Annotated in this window: 12 protein-coding genes; 6 read left to right on the forward strand and 6 right to left on the reverse strand. The window is 39.2% G+C overall.

The window, feature by feature from the left end; genetic code table 11:
- The first annotated feature begins 15 nt into the window (after positions 1-15).
- Positions 16-1335, forward strand: a complete 1320-nt coding sequence (locus HGR01_RS17385; protein WP_045869757.1) for an MFS transporter — start codon at positions 16-18, stop codon at positions 1333-1335.
- A gap of 1011 nt (positions 1336-2346) precedes the next feature.
- Positions 2347-4767, forward strand: a complete 2421-nt coding sequence (locus HGR01_RS17390; protein WP_045869756.1) for a sucrose synthase — start codon at positions 2347-2349, stop codon at positions 4765-4767.
- Positions 4768-4895: 128 nt separating this feature from the next.
- Here HGR01_RS17390 and HGR01_RS17395 read toward each other — a convergent pair whose 3' ends face one another.
- The 3 genes from HGR01_RS17395 to cax all read right to left on the reverse strand — a co-directional run bounded on the left by HGR01_RS17395 (position 4896) and on the right by cax (position 7484).
- Positions 4896-5402, reverse strand: a complete 507-nt coding sequence (locus tag HGR01_RS17395) for a peptidoglycan-binding domain-containing protein (RefSeq protein WP_045869755.1) — start codon at positions 5400-5402, stop codon at positions 4896-4898.
- A gap of 522 nt (positions 5403-5924) precedes the next feature.
- Positions 5925-6182, reverse strand: coding sequence for a peptidoglycan-binding domain-containing protein (locus HGR01_RS17400; protein WP_190446038.1), 258 nt, complete (start codon positions 6180-6182; stop codon positions 5925-5927).
- Positions 6183-6392: 210 nt separating this feature from the next.
- Positions 6393-7484: a calcium/proton exchanger gene (cax, locus tag HGR01_RS17405; RefSeq protein ID WP_045869754.1), complete on the reverse strand. Its 1092-nt coding sequence runs from the start codon at positions 7482-7484 to the stop codon at positions 6393-6395.
- A 753-nt stretch (positions 7485-8237) separates the two neighbouring features.
- Here cax and HGR01_RS17410 point away from each other — a divergent pair.
- Positions 8238-10970, forward strand: a complete 2733-nt coding sequence (locus tag HGR01_RS17410) for a DUF3536 domain-containing protein (RefSeq protein ID WP_045869753.1) — start codon at positions 8238-8240, stop codon at positions 10968-10970.
- Positions 10971-11178: 208 nt separating this feature from the next.
- On the opposite strand, the gene HGR01_RS17415 is transcribed toward HGR01_RS17410, so the two are convergent.
- Together HGR01_RS17415 and HGR01_RS17420 are read right to left on the reverse strand one after the other, a co-directional pair.
- Entirely contained in the window at positions 11179-11385 is a 207-nt protein-coding gene (locus HGR01_RS17415) for a hypothetical protein (protein ID WP_045869752.1), read from the reverse strand.
- 785 nt (positions 11386-12170) lie between these two features.
- Positions 12171-13550 carry a sensor histidine kinase gene (locus HGR01_RS17420; RefSeq protein WP_045870098.1) on the reverse strand — a complete coding sequence of 460 codons (1380 nt, stop codon included), beginning with the start codon at positions 13548-13550 and terminating at the stop codon, positions 12171-12173.
- A 981-nt stretch (positions 13551-14531) separates the two neighbouring features.
- On the opposite strand from HGR01_RS17420, the gene HGR01_RS17425 reads away from it, so the two are divergent.
- The 3 genes from HGR01_RS17425 to mutS all read left to right on the forward strand — a co-directional run bounded on the left by HGR01_RS17425 (position 14532) and on the right by mutS (position 19117).
- Positions 14532-15719: an AAA family ATPase gene (locus tag HGR01_RS17425; protein ID WP_045869751.1), complete on the forward strand. Its 1188-nt coding sequence runs from the start codon at positions 14532-14534 to the stop codon at positions 15717-15719.
- Positions 15713-16354, forward strand: a complete 642-nt coding sequence (locus HGR01_RS17430) for a DUF4276 family protein (protein WP_045869750.1) — start codon at positions 15713-15715, stop codon at positions 16352-16354. The genes HGR01_RS17425 and HGR01_RS17430 overlap by 7 nt, the downstream gene beginning before the upstream one ends.
- 87 nt (positions 16355-16441) lie before the next feature.
- Positions 16442-19117 carry a DNA mismatch repair protein MutS gene (gene mutS / locus HGR01_RS17435; RefSeq protein WP_045869749.1) on the forward strand — a complete coding sequence of 892 codons (2676 nt, stop codon included), beginning with the start codon at positions 16442-16444 and terminating at the stop codon, positions 19115-19117.
- 970 nt (positions 19118-20087) lie between these two features.
- Here the strand turns inward: mutS and HGR01_RS17440 are convergent.
- The gene (locus HGR01_RS17440) at positions 20088-20249 is read right to left on the reverse strand and encodes a hypothetical protein (protein WP_155539149.1); all 162 of its coding nucleotides are present in this window, start codon (positions 20247-20249) and stop codon (positions 20088-20090) included.
- Between the last annotated feature and the right edge of the window lie 246 nt (positions 20250-20495).

Raw genomic sequence — 20495 nt, forward strand, 5'->3', positions numbered from 1 at the left:
ACCAAAAAGGGAAATATGGCACAACTTAATCAAGTAAATTCTGAAAAAAACAGACTAAAGTCAAGTTTTTTTCAGATTCCGTCTGCGCTTAAATCCGCCAATGTATGTTGTTTTGTAATTGGAGAAAGCGTATCTTTTTTCGGTTCTTGGATGACTCAATTTGCTTTAGTATGGATGGTTTATCAGCTAACCAACTCAGCCATGTTAGTTGGAATAGCAGGATTTAGCAATCAAGCTACTGGCTTAATTATTACACCCTTAGTAGGAGTATTATTAGACCGATGGAACTTAAGATATGTCTTACTAACTACACAGATAGTATCTATTGTTTTATCTGGAACTCTCACTTTTTTATGCATCAGCGAACGGATCACAGTTGAGTGGATTATTATTATTGGAATCCTTCAAGGAATTGTGAAAGCCTTTGATTTACCAGCTCGTCTGGTAACTATTCCTAGACTTGTCGATAACAAAGCAGATACTTATAGTGCCATTTCGATTCATTCTTTCTTAATTAATACAGCTAAGTTTGTCAGTCCGATGATTGCTGGTGCGTTTTTGGCAAGAATTGGAGCATCTGCCTGCTTTTTGGTAGATAGCATTAGCTATTTACCTTTTATTTCGGCAATTCTAACTGTCAAAATAAATTCCTTTTCTACTAAATCTATATCGCCCAAATATAATATTTGGCAAAATTTAAAAGAAGGGTTTATTTTTGCTTACGATTTTCTCCCGATTAAATATGTGCTAATATTACAAGTTTTGATTTGTTTTATGGTAATGACCCATGTGAACTTAATGCCAGTCTTTACAAAAGAAATCTTAAATGGCAATCCTGAAATTATGGGATTTCTCATGACAGCTTCGGCATTAGGCTCTATAGTAGCAGGTTTTTATTTAATCCTTCGTAGACAAGCTATAGGCTTAGAAAAAATCATATCAATTTCTACAATAATTCTTGGTCTCAGTTTAATGCTGTTTTCTCATGCAACTAGTTTAGAAATTTGTCTAGTGTTAATTTTTATCGTGGGGATGACTAATACTTTAACTCTAGCTGCGATTAGTAATTTTGTGCAACTAGTGCTTGTAGATGAGAATAAACGAGGTAGAGTTACGAGTATATTTACGACAGGCTTTTTAGGAATTCTACCTTTTGGAAATTTATTTTTTGGGGCTTTAGCTAGCTATATTGGAGTTGCTAATTCTTTATTATTTGGTGGAGTTTTTTGCACGTTGGGAGCTTTGTATTTTGCAAGAAAGTTACCACAAATCAAAAAAATCTTACATCCCATTTATATAGAGACAGGTTTAATCTCTCAGTCACCTGAAAGCTGATTTTGATTAATAATTTCAAAATTCAATTTACAGCTATGGCACGGATGCGTTACGCTATCGCTAACGCATCCTACATAAATTTCAAAAATCAAATATGAGTCCTATATTCCCAAATAAATAGTGGAAGCAGACACAACTAGATAGCTTATATGCTTCCACATAATTTTTCGCAACACTGTCAACTATTAGAAGATTCCCAGAAGAATGATAAAAGTTAGTCCACAGAAAGCCAGCAAAGTGATAATCATCATATTACCAATGCTGTGGTCTACATGAGCCAAGTCTTGGGTATTGTTAGCCATATTAATCGACCCGCTTCAAATAATTTTGTAATGTAATTATAGCTAGGTTGGCTTCATGTTTTTCAGCTAAAAGTAAAAATTAATCTTAGTTTATCTAAGTACAATTTAATCGCTTGATTTTAAAAATTAAAAATTAAGTTTTGTTGAGAATTTTGATCCTCAGCTTTGGTCTAGTTCTGATTTATTTACTAATTGATAGCGTCTAATCAAGTCACAGAGTAGTTTATCTGTATAGTACTAACAAAGTTTGCTGGATGTTTCTATCTGATAAAAATTTACTTAATAGATAGCGAATCCAGCAATTATATTTAGTTATGAAACAAGCAGTTCTGGAGAGCCGTTCACGTCAGGGTTCGGCACAATCAAGCATGAAAATCTATCTTTCCTATGCCCTATACCCCATGCCTATTTTCAAAACAGTACATCTCAATCTGCAATATAACCTCAATTATCAAATTCCAAAAACAAATACATTATTGTCCTAATAAATAAAATATTCTCAAACCTTTTACCAGAGAGAATTACACTGATAGCATCTGTAAAAAGTATGTAAATTTCTATGCCTTAAGTTAGAACCAAAAGTACTTAGTAATAGATACTTTAAGTAAAGTATCTAGGTTGGCCTCAATACTATGAGGATATTTGCCTATAATACTTTCCTCGGCTTGACGTTGATGTTAAAAATACACAATTATCTTGTGGAGTTGCTATGTCTGAATTGATCCAAACACTCCTAGAAAGCGAAGAAAAAAGCGATTTACGTTCCTTTATTAGTGAGTTACGTCATCAAGAAAAGAAATACTTGTTACGTAACGATATAATTAATGTTTATAGCGAGTATTGCTCCAAATACCAAAAATCAGCAGAGTTTTGCAGTTCTTCTCATTTAGGGCAATTAATTTACTATACTCAAGAAATTATTCAAGAGGACTCTAACCTCTGCTTTATTATCCGCCCCAAGATTGCCTCTCAAGAAGTTTATCGCTTAACTGAAGACCTGAAAGTCGAACAAATGACTGTGCAAGAACTCTTGGATATGCGCGATCGCATAGTCAATCGGTTTCATCCTAACGAAGGTGATTTACTAGAACTAGACTTTGGGCCGTTTTATGACTACTCTCCCACAATCCGCGACCCCAAAAATATTGGTAAAGGGGTAAACTTCCTCAACCGCTACCTATCTAGCAAACTACTCCAAGACTCCCAACAGTGGCTAGAAAACCTATTTAATTTTTTGCGCCTACATCAATATAATGGCGTGCAGTTGCTAATTAGCGATCGCATCAAATCCCAGCAGCAGCTTTCTCAACAAGTTAAGAAAGCACTCGCTTTTGTCAGTTCTCGCCCCAGTAATGAACCTTATGAAGAATTCCGGTTTAACTTACAAGCAATGGGTTTTGAACCGGGTTGGGGTAACACAGCGCAACGCACCCAAGAGACTCTAAATATTCTCGATGAATTAATCGACTCTCCCGATCCCCAAACCTTAGAAGCCTTCATATCTCGGATTCCGATGATTTTTAAAATCGTCCTCGTGTCTCCTCACGGTTGGTTTGGTCAAGAAGGAGTATTAGGACGACCCGATACTGGGGGTCAGGTGGTTTATGTCCTCGATCAGGCTAAGTCTTTAGAAACACAACTACAAGAAGATGCAAGATTAGCAGGTTTAGAGGGGCTAAACGTCCAGCCCAAAGTAATTATTCTGACCCGCCTCATACCCAATAGCGATGGTACTCTTTGTAACCAACGCTTAGAGAAAGTCCACGGTACAGAAAACGCCTGGATTTTGCGCGTACCTTTGCGGGAATTTAATCCTAATATGACGCAAAATTGGATTTCCCGGTTTGAGTTTTGGCCTTATTTAGAAACATACGCCATTGATGCTGAAAAAGAACTGCGCGCAGAATTTCACGGTAGACCAGACTTAATTGTTGGTAACTATTCTGATGGTAACTTGGTGGCGTTTTTACTAGCACGACGCATGAAAGTTACCCAGTGTAATATTGCCCATGCTTTAGAAAAATCGAAATATTTGTTCAGTAATTTGTACTGGAATGATTTAGAAGATAAATATCACTTCTCCTTACAATTTACTGCTGATTTAATTGCCATGAATGCTGCCAATTTTGTGATTAGCAGCACCTACCAAGAAATTGTCGGTACTCCTGATAGTGTGGGACAGTATGAATCTTATAAATGCTTCACTATGCCGGATTTATACCATGTTGTGAATGGCATTGAATTATTCAGTCCGAAGTTTAATGTAGTACCGCCTGGAGTGAATGAAAATTACTATTTTCCCTACACCCGTAATCAAGACCGAGTAGAGAGCGATCGCCAACGTATTAAAGAAATGCTATTTACCTTAGATGATCCTTCGCAAATCTTTGGTAAACTTGACGATCCGAACAAACGCCCACTATTTTCAATGGCACGTTTGGATCGGATTAAAAACCTCACAGGTTTAGCAGAATGCTTCGGTAAGAGTCCAGAATTACAAGAGCATTGTAACTTGATTTTAGTAGCAGGCAAACTGCGTGTAGAAGAATCAAGTGATAATGAAGAAAAAGACGAAATTGTCAAACTTTATCACATTATTGACCAGTACAATCTCCACGGTAAAATTCGCTGGTTAGGTGTGCGCTTATCTAAAACTGATTCAGGGGAAATTTACCGCGTCATTGCTGATCAAAAAGGTATATTTGTCCAACCCGCTTTATTTGAAGCCTTTGGTTTAACAATTTTGGAATCTATGATTTCTGGGGTACCCACCTTTGCCACACAATTTGGTGGGCCATTAGAAATTATTCAAGACAAAGTTAATGGGTTTTACATCAACCCCACGAATTTAGAAGAAACTGCCGAAAAAATCATAGAATTTGTCACTAAGTGTGAACATAATCCTGGCTATTGGCAGACAATTTCTCAGAAAAGTATTGAGCGAGTTTACAGCACATATACCTGGAAAATTCACACAACCAAGCTGCTTTCTTTAGCGAGAATCTATGGTTTTTGGAACTTTAGCTCCCAAGAAAAACGAGAAGATTTGTTGCGCTATATAGAGGCTTTATTCTACTTAATTTATAAGCCAAGAGCGCAACATTTATTAGAGCAGCATCAATATCGTTAATTGGTCATTGGTCATTGGTCATTTGTCATTGGTAAATACTAATAACTATTGACTCTTGTACAGACGCGATTAATCGCGTCTCTGCAATTTTTGTACAGACGCGATTAATACCAATTCTCTAACCTTGACTAAATTGTCAACTCACGCCATGTTCTATTACCAACAATTCCATCTACTATTAAGCTCCGCCGATTTTGAAATGCTTTGACAGCTGTCTCTGTTAATGGCCCAAAAACCCCATCAACTCGCATTCCATAACCATGAGAAATTAACAACTTTTGTAAGACTCTAACGGAACTCCCTGAGCTACCAAAGCGAATAATTGGTAATTGATTACTATAATTTCTAACTCTGGCTTTAACTCTCATACTGTCTGCAATTACAGTCTGATAATTTTTATCAACTAGAGTTTTTTTATTATCATTAATCGATGGCGGGGTAGCGAAGGAAGTTCCATCTGTCTCCATAAATTCTGGTGGCGTAACTCGAGCAGCTGTAATTACCTGCGATGACTGCTCTTGTATGGAATTTTCCCAGCCATTTTCTATATGAAGCGGTTGCTGCTCCGGTAAACTGGGCAATGATGGTTGTCCTGTTGTTAACACGCCTGTCATCAGCAGGCCAATTTCACTCATTATTGTTCTTTGTACTAACACCGATATTCCTTTTGACACACCAACTTGCGATTATTCCGGAATAATGCATACGGAAAATTCAAAAATCTTTTCAGGAAGTTTTCTTTAAAATTTCTTACTATTTGCATTAAAAATATGCTAATAACACAGCATTATTAAGCCTTAAGAATTTAAGGAATTGATGAGCAAGTTCTATTATTTATGAAGGAATATTATAGACGCAGTTAATCCTGATATTTTACAGTATGTTTTTAAGAGGATTATCTAAAATTTATACTAAGTAATTTTTGCGGTTTGGTGTGCAGTTAATTGATGGTTGATGGCTAAATTTTGAATTTTTCTGCCAAGTGGAATAAATATAAAAATAAGTATTGAGAGAATCTATAAAATCTAAATAAAATTACTTAATATTTCAGTGTATTTGTGTTTGTAAATAAGATGAAAACACAAATACACTCAGATAAATTTACACAGAGATTAAGAATTAGCGATATGTTATTTTTCTACGCAGCTAATGACTATTTAAGTTAACTTGCGCCAAGTATTAGAGCCTACTATGCCATCAGCTTTGATATTTCCCTGGTTCTGAAAAGCTTTTACAGCAGTCTCAGTTAATGCACCAAAGACTCCATCAATTTTCACAGAGTAACCATTACCTAATAACAGCCTTTGTAAAACTCTCACTGCATCACCTGAATCGCCAAAACGTAGAGTTGGCAAACTGAGATTAGCTGTAGCGCGTGCATTCAAAGGCTGTGATGGATTGGGAGGATTTTGCATAAGTTAAACCATATGAGCTTTCAGAGCGATTTTAACTAACAAATCCCAAATTGAGTACCAGATAAATATCACCCTGAAGGGTACTATTAACGCTCAAGAGTTCACACTATATTGCGGGTAGCTATAACCTGATGCTTGATGAATATTGAGAAGCGATCGCTCTTAATGAAAATTTAAGCGATCGCTTCTGCATAAAATGTTTGTCGGTAACTAGCCAATACCATCAATGACCGGGTGGAAGTAGAAAGCTATGCCTAATACTGTATAAGCGGCTAATAGTAAGGTTCCTTCTAACCAATTGGATTTACCATCAGAACTAATGCTATTGGCAATTAGCACGGCTACAGCTACAGCGACTAACTCAAAAGGATTGAAATCTAAATCCATCGGCTGACCGAATATCCAGCCAGCTACGACTAAAACGGGAGCAACAAATAGTGCAATCTGCATACTTGATCCCACCGCTACCGACAGGGAAAGATCCATTTTATCTTTCATCGCTACGCTGACTGCGGTGGCGTGTTCAGCAGCGTTACCTACGATGGGGACAATAATCACCCCAGTAAATAGGGCTGTTAATCCTAATTGCGATGTGGCTACTTCCAAAGAATCAACTAGCATCTCGGACTCTAGAGCTACTAAGAGCGTACATACTAGCAGTACGCCACTCCATAACCAAAGATTTGGCTTTTTATGAGGGATTTCTTCCACTTCGGCTTCTACCATACCTACATCATATAAATATGAGTGGGTTTTCATGGAAAATAGCAGCGTCAAAGCGTAGACCAAAATTAAGACTATGGCTACAGCCACAGAAAAATGTTGTAGGGTTTGGCGGCTAATCCCTTTAGAGGTAATATCCATCGCTGTGGGTAACAGAATTGCAATTACCGCCAAATTCATAGCTGAAGCATTTACCCGCGCTACAATCGGCTGAAATGTCTGTTCTTTATGACGCAGTCCACCTAACAGCATTGAAAGACCCATTACTAGCAGTAGGTTACCGATAATTGAGCCTGTAATACTGGCCTTGACCACATCCACTAGTCCAGCCTTCAGCGCTACTAAAGCAATGATTAGTTCTGTAGCATTGCCAAAGGTAGCATTTAATAACCCCCCTAATGAAGGCCCTACTACTACAGCAATTTCTTCCGTAGCGGTACCCATCCAAGCTGCTAAGGGCAAAATTGCTAATCCAGCTGTCACGAAAATTATCAAGTCTCCCCACTCCAAGAAGTGAGCTGCTAAGGAAACTGGTATAAACAATAACAAGACGAAAAAAATAAGATTTTTACCTGACATTGATCCATTTTAGTTAAGGGTATTCAGTCAAAGATGCACTGGCTCCTTAGCACTCGGTACCTAGGACTCTTCATTTTGACATCATTCTGCAGATAGTCATCAGCGTTGGTTATTAAACCCTAGTTTAAGGCTGAAGCTCTTTCCTAAGTAAGAGTACTACTTTGAACAAGCAGATTAGCATTGATTAACACTAATCACTAGATGTCGTTTGTCATTTGTCATTTGTCATTTGCGTTTGTTATTAATTTTGTGCTTCCCCATTACCAATTACCAATTACCAATTACCCATTGATATTAAGAAATGCAAAGTTTTTGAATAAAAAATTCTCAATTCTTCGTAGCTTTCAGGTTCCGAAATTGTACGGTTCTCATTCTTGAGCAAAATATGTAATATAAGGTTAAGTTTTACGTATTATTTGCAATCTCTTGTAGTAAAACTATAACTAGAGGTCGATATTTTACTGCAAAAATGCGGTTTAATATATTAAAAGACAATTAAATTTCTTGGCGCTACCTATAGTGACACCTCTTTTCTGAGATGCTTATTAAATGGTAATTATTTAATGCCTTTAGGGAAAAGGCTGTGCGATAACGCAGATTTCCCGTTATACTAAAACCGCTTTCTCAGAGATGTGGCTTAATTCCATAGTTGTTATCGGTACCGGATTTTGTATTAAAGCCCCTGAAGAAAGGTTCACAAACGAGTTTTTTAGCACAATTGCAAGTAAGTTTTTTTGATTTGGATAAATAGACATGACTTCTGCTGCTGAACTGCCAGCTAGTTCTGGCTCAACATTTTCATTACAACAAGATCCCAGACATACCCCGGATAGCGATCCCCTGAGAACGGCAACTGGTGTTTATGTAACGGTGCATGGTCATTTTTACCAGCCACCAAGGGAAAACCCATATCTAGACGCGATTGAGCGCCAACCTAGTGCAACTCCTTTCCATGATTGGAATGAACGAATTCACTGGGAATGCTATCGTCCGAATGCCTTCGCCAGAATATTAAATGACCGTGGCGAAGTCGTAGATATCGTGAATAATTACGAGTATATGAGCTTTAATATCGGCCCCACGTTGATGTCGTGGCTAGAACGCTACGATATGGAGGTTTATCAACGTATTTTAGAGGCCGATGCTAAAAGTTCCCAACGTTTGCAAGGTCACGGCAATGCGATCGCGCAAGTATACAATCACATCATCATGCCCCTGGCGAATGAACGCGACAAATACACCCAAATTCGCTGGGGTAAAGAAGACTTCCGTTCTCGCTTTGGGCGTGATCCCGAAGGGATGTGGTTAGCGGAAACTGCTGTAGACTATGCAACTTTAGAAGTTTTGGTGGCTGAAGGAATTCGCTTTATTGTCCTCGCGCCATCACAAGCACAACGTTGTCGTCTCCTACCAACGGAAAATGATCCCCATCCAGAATGGCACGAAGTTGGAGGAAGTCAGATTGATCCCACCCGTCCCTATCGTTGTTATTTAAAACCTGCACTCAGCATTGCATCTTCACCTTTGAATGCCATTTACAACAGTCATGGTATGGGTGCATTAGAAGAGGGAGAATCTTTAGCTGGTTTACCCTATATCGATATCTTCTTTTATGACGGGCCGATATCGCGGGATATGGGTTTTAGCGATGTTATTTACAATTCCCATCATCTAGCAGGACGTATCGGTTCGGCTGTGCGTGGGGATCATCGTCCCGCACAGTTGATATCTGTAGCCACAGATGGCGAGACTTTTGGGCATCACAAGAAAGGCACAGAAAAAACTTTAGCTTACGCCTTTAAGGGCGAATTTCCTAACCACGGTTGGACAGTCACCAACTATGCTCACTATCTCAGCTTGAATACACCAACTTGGGAAGTGGAATTAAAGCCAATCACTGCTTGGAGTTGCGCCCACGGTGTAGATAGATGGCAAGATGACTGTGGTTGCGGTGGGGAAGGAGGGGTTTGGCATCAAAAATGGCGTAAACCTTTACGAAATGCCCTAAATTGGCTGCGGGATCAGCTAATTGAGGTCTATGAGAAATATGGCAGACAAATATTCCGCGATCCCTGGGCAGCACGTGATGAATATATTAAAGTAATCCGCGATCGCTCTGCTGCCAATGTCAGCCGTTTTCTCAGCCGCCATCAAACTCATAAACTTACCGCCGCCGAACAAATAGATGCTTTGCGTTTACTGGAAATGCAGCGTCATGCTTTATTGATGTTTACCAGTTGCGGTTGGTTTTTTGAAGAACTTTCTCGTCCAGAAGGAACGCAGATTCTTCGTTATGCCGCCCGGGCTTTAGAATTAGCGGGAGATGTAGCGGGTGTACAGTTGGAAAAAGGCTTTATCAAACGCCTGGGTTTAGCACCTAGTAATGTTGAGCAATTTAATCACGGTGCAGAAGTTTATCGCCAACTGGTACTAACTGCCCAAATTAGTTGTAAACAAGTCGCCGCCCATTATGCGATCGCATCTTTGTTTGCTAATCATCAACCTGCAATAGCACGGAATTTCCTGTCTGGGCAAGATACTCAGGGCAATCTTTCCTCTATTTCCCAAAAACGGGTTTACTGCTACACCGCCAATGAGTTAGATTACCAACTGCAACGTATGGGATCATTAACCCTGGCAGTTGGACATTTAAGGCTAGTATCAGAAATTACTTGGGAAAGTGAAGATTTAGTTTTTGCAGTTATACACTTAGGCGGTTGGGATTTCCACTGCTGCATTCAACCATTTGCGGGTAGAAGAGAGTACAGCCAAATCAAAGAAAAGCTATTTGGCTCACTCAAACAGGCTAGTGCAGCCCAAACTATCCTGATGATGACGCAGCTATTTGGGGAAGAAAGCTTTAGCTTGCAAAATCTATTTGCCGAAGAACGCCAACGCATGATGCGCCTGTTAAGTCAGGAAACACTGACAAGATTAGACCAACTTTATACGCAAACCTATAGAGATAATTACGGGGTAATTGCCGCCTTTCATCGAGATGAACTACCTGTACCGCGAGAATTGCAAGTCGCAGCCGAAATTGCTTTAGGATATCGCTGTTTAACAACATTGCGATCGCTAGAGCAAGATATCACTGAACCTCACAGCAGTTTCAACCACATCGTAGAATTAGAAGCGATCGCCACCGAAGCCAAGTATCTACGTTGTCAGCTGGATATTCCCGACGGTAAGCAGATATTAGAACAATTAATTATGCGCTTGCTGTGGCAACTGTTGTACGATCCCAATGGTAGCTTAGACGCAGATATCCAACGCTTAGAAAGGTTGATTGATGTAGGTTATCAGCTTAACTTTGGCATCTCACTGCATCGATCCCAAGAACTCTACTTTAATTGCTTGTACAGCCAAATCATACCCCTGTGCATCGCTAACCAAGGACAAAAACATAATCGCTGCGATCGCTTACTGAAGCTAGGACAAAAATTAGGGATTGACGTGAGTGCGATCGCTAATCAGTTCGCGTAAGAGGGAGTGGGGACTGGGTACTGGGGATTGGGGAACTCGGGGCCCCCTCTGGGGATAAGGGGTAATGGGGACTGGGAAATGAGGGGGACAAAGACAGAAGAAGAAATAACTTTTGACCCTTGACTTTTAACCCTTGACCCTTACCCCTTGACCCTTGAGTACAGACGCGATTAATCGCGTCTCTCCAATTCTTAAAAAACCTAAACACTTAATCAAGCTTTAACGCATTAACTGGAACATCATCCCAATTCTCAACTATCCTCATTTGTGCTAGCCAACCAGATGCCTTTTGTGTGTCACTCAAATTTTGCTCAAATGATTCATGACAATCTTTTGCTTGAGATTCGTCACAACAGGCAATACAAGCATGAATCATGCCAGACGGATCAATTTGCTCGTTTACCCAAATAGTCATGGATTATCCTCTCTTTAAAAATGTAGCGAAGAATTCAATTTGTGATTCTAGAATATCTAGAAAATTTGAGAAATTGGTGAATATATTTGATTTGTTAACATACTCGTTCAGGTAGGCAATGAAAAATTAAATTTTGTCACAAAAAATTTAAAATAGCTAGAGCCAATGCCAGCCTATCAGTGTTTCAAAAATAACTACTAAATAGTATAGATAACAGACAAGAAATATGAGATTTTTTATACAAAATTTAGTATTACCAACAACGGAACCCTCGTTGAAAAGGGTATATGTAACCCTACTCGAATAACACACCATATTTACAAATAGCACTTACTTAAGCAAAAGTTGCTGCCCAGATCCCCGACTTGTTCAAAAAGTTGGGGAGCTAAATCTCGCTAAAGTAAGTAACATTCCACCTTATTTACAGCTTATTGCAATTGTATGAGGTAAGTAGTGATGCAAAATTAAATATACATTTGTCATTGCGAACGTAACGAAGTGGAGTGAAGCAATCACAAGGGTTTTGGGGTTGCTTCGCTTTTCTCCGAGACGCTAACGCGAACGCTCGCAATGACATAAATAATTTTGCGTGAGTACTTACAAGATCTACTGGAAATGACATTACCCAAAATATGGATGTGTTATATGTAACCAGTAAATACTTTTGTTATATCCCAATAGATTTACAATTTTTAATCTAAAATCCGTCTTGAAAAGTTTGCTCAACGGGGGGAACCCCCACACGCAACTTTTCGCAAAATCCAAAATCTAAAATTGCTACCTGGTTATCCATTAAGTTCTATAGGAATAGTAATTATAAACTCTGTACCTTCACCAAATGTAGACTTATAGTGTAGTTGACCACCATGTTTTTCAACTACAATTTGATAGCTGATAGATAGCCCCAATCCGGTACCTTTACCAACAGGTTTAGTAGTGAAAAAAGGGTCAAATAATTGCTTTTGAATATTTTTGGGAATTCCTGAACCATTATCGGCAATGCGAATAACTACTAGTTTATCATGAATTAATTCTGTCTGAATACGAATTAGGGGATATTTGGGAGAAGATTCAGGTAGCTTACAAGTTATATCGGGAAAATTAAAACTTTCAAATATAGCATCAATAGCATTAGTAATAATATTCATAAATACTTGATTAATTAGCCCAGGGTAGCATTCTACTAATGGTAAATCACTATATTCCTTAACAACGGTGATTATTTGCTCAGTTTGGTGGTTTTTGAGACGACTTTGCAAAACTAATAGAGTACTATCAATACCTGCGTGAATATCGACTTTTTTTCTTTCAGATTCATCAAGACGAGAGAAGTTTCGTAAAGCTAAAACTATTTCTTGAATACGGGTTGTACCGACCTTCATAGAATTAAGCAATTGTAGAAAATCAGCACTGAGAAAATCTAGCTCAATATCAGCGATCGCAATTTGAATTTCTGCTACTGGTTCAGGATAATATTGTTGGTATAAGTTAATTAAATCTAGTAAATCTTGACTGTAGTTAATCGCATAAACAAGATTACCTGCAATAAAGCTGACTGGGTTATTAATTTCATGGGCAATTCCCGCCACAAGTTGTCCTAATGCTGCCATTTTTTCATTTTGGAGCAATCTTGTATAGTTCTGCTTGAGATTCTGAAAACCTGCTTTAGTACTTTTAGATTCTGCCTCTACTTGTTGAAGTTGGGCAAGGGTTAAAACATGAATTTGAGAATGGGCTACAAGTAACTGATGAAAGTCTAATAGTTGATAATTCCCAGATTGACTTTCTACTATAATTGGTTCATAAACTAGTTGGGGCTTTCTTTGTAATGCGATCTGATTCGCTTCTACAATCAGCGTATCTTCAGAAATTATGCATACCTCTGGCTGGAGAAAATTAACCAGATGTTCCGTAGGGCGGGATGCAAATAGAGATAAACTATAGGGACGGCTCATATGTTCAAAAAATCTTTGCCGCGAAATCATCCCTATATATTTTTCATCTCTGGTAATGATAATTCCTGGTAATAAAGGTTCTTCCTTAAATAGAATAGTTAAATCATTTACTGTACGCGTTACCTCAACGTAAACTGACCACAGTGGTAATTCTTTCAAAGTTGAATTTAATTGTAAGTTCAACTCATGAGCAATTTTCATGCTATGCATCGCCAGCATACTTTCAATCCTTTACCGTTGAAGTAAAATTTTTGGTAATATCTTTTCTACTTAAAGACTTACCATTAAGACCAAAGAAAAACATGGGAACAGGTTTTAATGTTTTGTACAGATGAAATATCTTTCATCTAGCAGAATTGGTATCACACCCCAAACAACCATTGCCACAATTGCAAAGTTGCTCAGACCTTACAACTTATGTTTCCCTGATTCTTAGATAAAATCACAAGACTGCTAAGAAATTATTGCGGTTATGGTATTACCATATATATTAAAAATAGGTAAAAAAATTGCTAATCCTAGTAAAGGATAGCAATAATAACCGAGGTGTAAAATTATTCGTTGCGGTAGGGAATAGAGACTAAGAAATAAAAATTTATCAATGATTTAGGGGAGTTAACAAATAAAACAATATTCTAAACTTTTTACGTAATGGGCATCTTATAGGGCGCAAAATGCTTACCCCAAAACACTGATAATTGATTTTTGGAAAGACCCTATGACTGCTATAGCATAGCAGAAAATTGTAGGTCAAGCTAAAATCAAGCTGAACCAGGGGGTCTTTCAAGTAAAAAATATTCTATACCGTGTTTAGGCAGTCCCAATGAAAAAATTTCACCGCTATGCATGAAAGTCGAGGCGGGGATTTTTACTCAAAACTTTCAAGCTAGGGGAGATGAGGAAGCAGAGGGGAAAAGGGGACAAAGCAAATAACTTTTAACTTTTGACTCAGGACTCAGCACTTCCTACGCATCATCACAGAAGCATAAAAAACCTGGAGCGATCGCAATTCAACTGTCAATTACTTTATCATCGGATGTTGTAGCTTTTGGGTGTGTAACTCCTGGCATTTATGACCACTTCTGACTCTGACACTTGCCAAAAATACCTCATAAGGATAGTGAGTCTTATTCTAATAAGCGACTGCTAGACTATAGCAAGCTAATATGATTAGCCAGATAGGAGAATTGAATGGAAGGCAAAAGATTTATCCACACACTCAGGCTAGAAAATTTCCTGTCTTATGGAAGTGAAGGTGAAGAGATAGAACTGCAACCACTAAATGTATTAATTGGTTCTAATACTTCAGGTAAGTCAAATTTGATTGAAGCTATTGGGATTTTACGGGCAACTCCTAAAGATTTACCAGCAGCCTTTCGACAAGGTGGAGGTATTAGCGAGTTTCTATGGAAAGGGAACAAAGATATTCCCATAGCCAAATTTACAATATCTGTTGATTATCCTAAAGAATTAAAGACTTTATTTTATAGCATAAATTTCACCAAATATCAGCAGAAAATTGAGTTACTAGATGAGGAGATAAAAGATAAAAATTATACATATTTTGACCGCTCTGATATAGATGGAAACCCAAGTTTTACGGTTAAAGAAAAAGATATAAATGGAGTAGAAAAGCTCTATAATGAATTTTGGGATTCAGAATTACTGGAATTGGAGCAGTCAATTTTAGCTCAAGTTCAAGAAGCACGTAAATATCCAGAAATAACCTATATTCGGAATCAATTTTCTCAAATATGTATATATAGAGATTTACCTATAGGTCGTCATTGTGAACCACGAAAACCTCAACAGACTGACTTGCCAGAATATCCTCTACTAGAGGATGGTAGCAATTTAGGTTTGGTTTTAAACAACTTACAAAACCAAATAGGTAGTAGAAAAATTATCGAGAAGCTGAAAAAGTTTTATGATGCAGTTGAAGAACTAAATGTCAGAATATATGGCGGTACAGTACAGATATTTATTCGTGAAGAAGGTCTAGTTCAGCCTATTCCTGCAACTCGTTTATCTGATGGAACACTACGTTATTTATTTCTCATAGCTTTACTGCTTGACCCAACACCACCACCACTTATTTGTCTTGAAGAACCAGAAATAGGGTTGCATCCAGATATTTTACCTACTATCGCAGAAATGTTAATTGAAGCCTCTCAGAGAACACAATTGATTGTGACAACTCATTCTGATGCTTTGGTTTCTGCTTTAAGTGAATATCCAGAATCAGTGTTAGTGTGTGAACGAGATGAAAAAGGCTCTCACCTCCGCCGTCTTGAACCTGATCAACTAAAAAACTGGTTAGAAAATTATACTCTTGGTGACCTTTGGCGGATGGGTGAAATTGGTGGTAATCGATGGTAAAAGAAATTCGGATTTATATTGAAGGTGGTGGTTATGGTAAAAATACAAAAGCTTTAATTAGACAAGGATTTAGTCAGTTATTCAAACCACTTGTTGAATTGGCAAAAAGCCAACGCATTAAATGGGATATTATTATCTGTGGTTCTCGTAATAATGCTTTTCGCAACTTCAAAAATGCTATAAAATCTCATCCAGATGCTTTTAATGTGTTGCTGGTTGATGCGGAAGCACCTGTGAAAATAGATTCTCCTTGGGCACATTTAAAGTTTAGGGATAATTGGGATAAACCAGCAGGAGTTGATGATAGCCATTGCCATTTAATGGTGCAAGCAATGGAAGCTTGGTTGGTAGCAGATATTGAAACTCTCAAAAAATTTTATGGACAAGGATTTAAAGAAAATGCCATTCCCAAAAATTCTAACGTGGAGACGATTGATAAAGAAAGCTTGGAACCAATTCTAAAGTCTGCGACTCGCAGCACTACCAAAGGTGAGTATCACAAAATAAATCATGCATCCAAGCTGTTAGCATTGTTGGATTTAACTAAGATTCGCAATGCTTCGCCTTACTGTGATCGCCTTTTTACCATACTATCTGCAAAAATGGGTGTATCAGCCAACGACCCAAGCGAGTAATAAAAAAATCTAGAGCGATCGCAATTCAAGTATCAATCACGTTATCATCGGATGTTGTGGCTTTCCCGTGCGTAACTCCTAGTATTTATGACAGCTTTTGATTCTGAATTTCAGCCAACGGAATCCAATCATCCAACTGCGCCTCACTCGGACACGCGACTGGTAGACCGCAGCAAGTTGAGCAAGATGTATCAACATTATGTAGAAATGAAGGATAAGTATCTTCATGCGCTGCTGCTATATCGCGTAGGGGATTTCTTTGAAACTTTTTTCCAAGATGCTGTGACTGTATCTCGCGAACTAGAACTAGTTCTGACTAGCAAGCACGGTGGTGAAGTTGGACGGGTGGCGATGACTGGTGTACCTCACCACGCTTGGGAACGCTACACTACCCAATTGGTAGAGAAAGGCTATGCTGTGGTGATTTGTGACCAAGTAGAAGATGCTTCCGAAGCTGTGGGTTTGGTACGGCGTGAGGTAACACGCATCCTTACCCCTGGGACGTTGCTGGAAGAAGGAATGCTGAAAGCAAGTCGTAATAATTACCTGTCTGCTGTGGTAATTGCGGCTAATCATTGGGGTTTAGCCTATGCAGATATATCAACAGGGGAATTTCTCACAACACAAGGAAGTGATTTAGAACACCTCACCCAAGAGTTAATGCGTTTACAGCCTTCCGAGGTGCTGTTTCCTACGAATGCTCCCGATTTAGGTAGCATATTACGTCCGGGAGAAACTTCGCCTCATCTCCCCCAATGTTTACCGCCAGCTTTTTGTTATAGTTTGCGATCGCAAGTACCATTTTCTGCTGGAGAAGCTAGAAGTAGATTATTGCAGAAATTCAAAGTGCGATCGCTCGAAGGTCTGGGTTGTGAACATTTGCCCTTAGCTGTGCGGGCGGCTGGCGGTCTTTTAGAATATTTGGCAGATACGCAAAAAGAAAACTCCGTTCCGCTGCAGTTATTACGCACCTATACCGTCACTGATTATCTCATTGTTGACCATCAAACCCGGCGTAACTTAGAAATTACCCAAACCGTTCGCGATGGGACTTTTCACGGTTCCTTGCTGTGGGCGTTAGATAGAACGAATACCGCTATGGGCGGGCGGGCTTTGCGGCGGTGGTTACTGCAACCACTTATCGATATTAAAGGCATTCAAGCCAGGCAAGATACCATTCAAGAATTAGTCGAAAATACAGCGTTACGTCAAGATTTGCGGCAGTTACTCCGGCAAATTTATGACTTGGAACGGTTAACAGGTAGGGCTGGTTCGGGGACTGCAAATGCTAAAGATTTAGTCGCTTTGGCAGATTCCCTCTCTCGCCTACCAGAATTATCAGAGTTAGTTAGTGAAGCTTATTCTCCCTTTTTAAGGGCTTTGCAGAAAGTGCCCGCAAAATTAGAAGAGTTGGCACAAAAATTACACGCCCATATTGTCGAGTCACCACCCATACATATTAAAGAAGGTGGTTTAATTCGCTCTGGTGTAAATAATTTATTGGATGAGAGTAAAGCTACTGTAGAAGCGGATCAGCAGTGGATTGCTAATTTAGAAGTTGATGAAAGGGCGAGAACGGGCATCCCCACTTTAAAAGTAGGATTTAATAAAACCTTTGGTTACTACATCAGTATTTCTCGTGCTAAATCTGACCAAGTTCCTAGTAATTACATCCGCAAGCAGACGCTGACGAATGAGGAACGTTACATCACTCCCGAATTAAAAGAACGGGAAGCCCGAATTCTTTCCGCCCGTGATGATTTAAATCAGTTGGAATATGAGATTTTTGTCGCCTTGCGGGAAGAAGTGGGAGAACAGGCGGAAGTCATTCGCAATCTGTCGCGCGCTGTGGCGGCGGTAGATGTGTTGTGTGGTTTAGCCGAGTTAGCCGTAAATCAAGGCTATTGTCGCCCGCAAATGGTACCTGGGCGAGAAATTCAAATTGTCGATGGGCGACATCCAGTAGTGGAACAGTCTATACCTTCGGGTTTCTTTGTCCCCAACTCCACACAGTTAGGAGATGAAAGCGCTAAATTATCCTCCTCATCTCCCTCATCTCCCTCATCTCCCTCATCTCCCTCATCTCCCTCATCTCCCTCATCTCCCTCATCTCCCTCATCTCCCTCATCTCCCTCATCTCCCTCATCTCCTGACTTAATTATCCTAACTGGGCCCAATGCTAGCGGTAAGAGTTGTTATTTGCGTCAGGTAGGGTTAATTCAGTTAATGGCGCAAACTGGGAGTTTTGTGCCGGCGAGATTTGCCAAGTTGGGAGTTTGCGATCGCATTTTTACCCGTGTGGGTGCAGTCGATGATTTAGCTACAGGTCAATCTACCTTTATGGTAGAGATGAACGAAACCGCCAATATTCTCAATCATGCCACATTGCGATCGCTCGTACTTTTAGATGAAATTGGTCGCGGAACTGCAACCTTTGATGGGCTATCTATCGCTTGGGCGGTAGCTGAGTATTTAGCAACAGATATCAAAGCCAGAACAATTTTTGCTACCCATTACCACGAGTTAAACGAACTGGCAGGAATGTTAGCAAATGTGGCTAATTATCAGGTGACAGTCAAAGAATTACCCGACCAAATTATCTTTTTACACCAAGTTCAACCAGGGGGCGCTGATAAATCTTACGGTATTGAAGCGGGTAGGTTAGCGGGTTTACCAGCTGTGGTTATTAAACGAGCAAAACAAGTCATGGGGCAAATCGAAAAGCACAGTAAAATTGCGATGGGCTTACAAAATCTTGATTAGAAAGGGGCATTGGGCATGGGGCATAGGGCATGGGGGTTAGGTAATTGGTAATTGGAATGCTCTTAATTGTCATACCAATTTATACCAACTTAAAAAAAGAATGTGACAAATAGGTAGGGGCACAGCAGTGCTGTGCCCTCCGAGTGATTTATTTGTTGCCACCATTCCATGATTCCTCTACACCTTGACGGATGGCATAATTCATATGTTATTTCCATAAATTGCGGAAATTGGATGATTATAACTCATCGTTCGCGTAATCGATTCTGAAAATAAAGAATTCATCAAAATGGTTAAAAGGCTTACAACAAAAGGATTAATCGCATCAAACTTTTATCCATATACCCTTTAGAGGCGTGGTTAGTTCACAGTGCGATGACGGTGCGATCGCACCGATACATTCAGATTCCTACTGAAATCTTTGAGGGAAATCGGGTAAGTGTAAGCTTTCTATTCTGATTACCAAAACCAAAGCTATATATAGTAGGAATTTCATGGTTTTTTGGGAATTAATTATTTCCGATTTGGATTACGCGAATGGTGAGTTATAAAATCTAGATTTGTTTGTAGGATATTTTTAATTTTAATAAGAAAATTGCAAAATAAGAGGATATTGATCCAGTAAAAATAAAATAACTGTAGGGGAGCCAGTCGTGTAGGTGGGTACCCCAACTTGAACAAACTGGCGTTGTGTTATGCGCTGATTTTTATAAATTACGCCTAATGTGAATTAAAGAAGTTGAGATTGGAAAGTGAGAACATTAATCCCAAAACGTAGACGAAGCAACAAACGTAGTGTGTGAGATGCAATCTTGGCAGCAATATCCCGCTTTTGTCACTCTCCGGGAGGGCGATCGCTAGAAGCCCGATGAGGCAATCAATACAAGCTATACTATTAGAAAAAAGTTGGTCTTGTATTTGTTATTAGAAAATAATCGCGCAAACGCTTGTTATACAAAAGCTCTAGAATTCAGAAATGGCAAAAGTTTTCGGAGAGTGACAGAACAGGGATATGTACGCAAAAACCATCAACAGTTTTGTTGAGTAGGCGTTCGGGATTACGCCCAGTATTTTGAATTTCATGAAAAACGCCTTCTACACGTTGGCGAACACGACTAATAAAACGTTTCAAGGTATGAGAATGTTGAAGATGTTGGTTATCGCGGGTAAGCGTCCAGATCCGATTACCAGTGCGACGAGCGATCGCGGCCCAATACGGTTCGGATAAGTATTTTGTATCTCCCTCGTGATTTGGGAAAAGGGCAATGGGAAAAGGGGTAAGGGTAAATTCAATACTTACCCCTTTTCCCTTTCCCCCTTAACCGAACTGTATTGGCAGTCAACCGTCAACCGTCAACAATTAATATTTGAATTTCTA

Origin of the sequence: Tolypothrix sp. PCC 7712 (assembly GCF_025860405.1) — a bacterium.
Classification (GTDB): domain Bacteria; phylum Cyanobacteriota; class Cyanobacteriia; order Cyanobacteriales; family Nostocaceae; genus Aulosira; species Aulosira diplosiphon.

Bases quoted from the DNA above. Each gene is read 5' to 3' on its own strand.
- HGR01_RS17420 (WP_045870098.1), bottom strand. From the start codon at position 13,550: ATGCATAGCATGAAAATTGCTCATGAGTTGAACTTACAATTAAATTCA.
- HGR01_RS17425 (WP_045869751.1), top strand. From the start codon at position 14,532: ATGGAAGGCAAAAGATTTATCCACACACTCAGGCTAGAAAATTTCCTG.
- HGR01_RS17410 (WP_045869753.1), top strand. From the start codon at position 8,238: ATGACTTCTGCTGCTGAACTGCCAGCTAGTTCTGGCTCAACATTTTCA.
- HGR01_RS17430 (WP_045869750.1), top strand. From the start codon at position 15,713: ATGGTAAAAGAAATTCGGATTTATATTGAAGGTGGTGGTTATGGTAAA.
- HGR01_RS17390 (WP_045869756.1), top strand. From the start codon at position 2,347: ATGTCTGAATTGATCCAAACACTCCTAGAAAGCGAAGAAAAAAGCGAT.
- HGR01_RS17400 (WP_190446038.1), bottom strand. From the start codon at position 6,182: ATGCAAAATCCTCCCAATCCATCACAGCCTTTGAATGCACGCGCTACA.
- HGR01_RS17395 (WP_045869755.1), bottom strand. From the start codon at position 5,402: ATGAGTGAAATTGGCCTGCTGATGACAGGCGTGTTAACAACAGGACAA.
- cax (WP_045869754.1), bottom strand. From the start codon at position 7,484: ATGTCAGGTAAAAATCTTATTTTTTTCGTCTTGTTATTGTTTATACCA.
- HGR01_RS17385 (WP_045869757.1), top strand. From the start codon at position 16: ATGGCACAACTTAATCAAGTAAATTCTGAAAAAAACAGACTAAAGTCA.
- mutS (WP_045869749.1), top strand. From the start codon at position 16,442: ATGACAGCTTTTGATTCTGAATTTCAGCCAACGGAATCCAATCATCCA.
- HGR01_RS17415 (WP_045869752.1), bottom strand. From the start codon at position 11,385: ATGACTATTTGGGTAAACGAGCAAATTGATCCGTCTGGCATGATTCAT.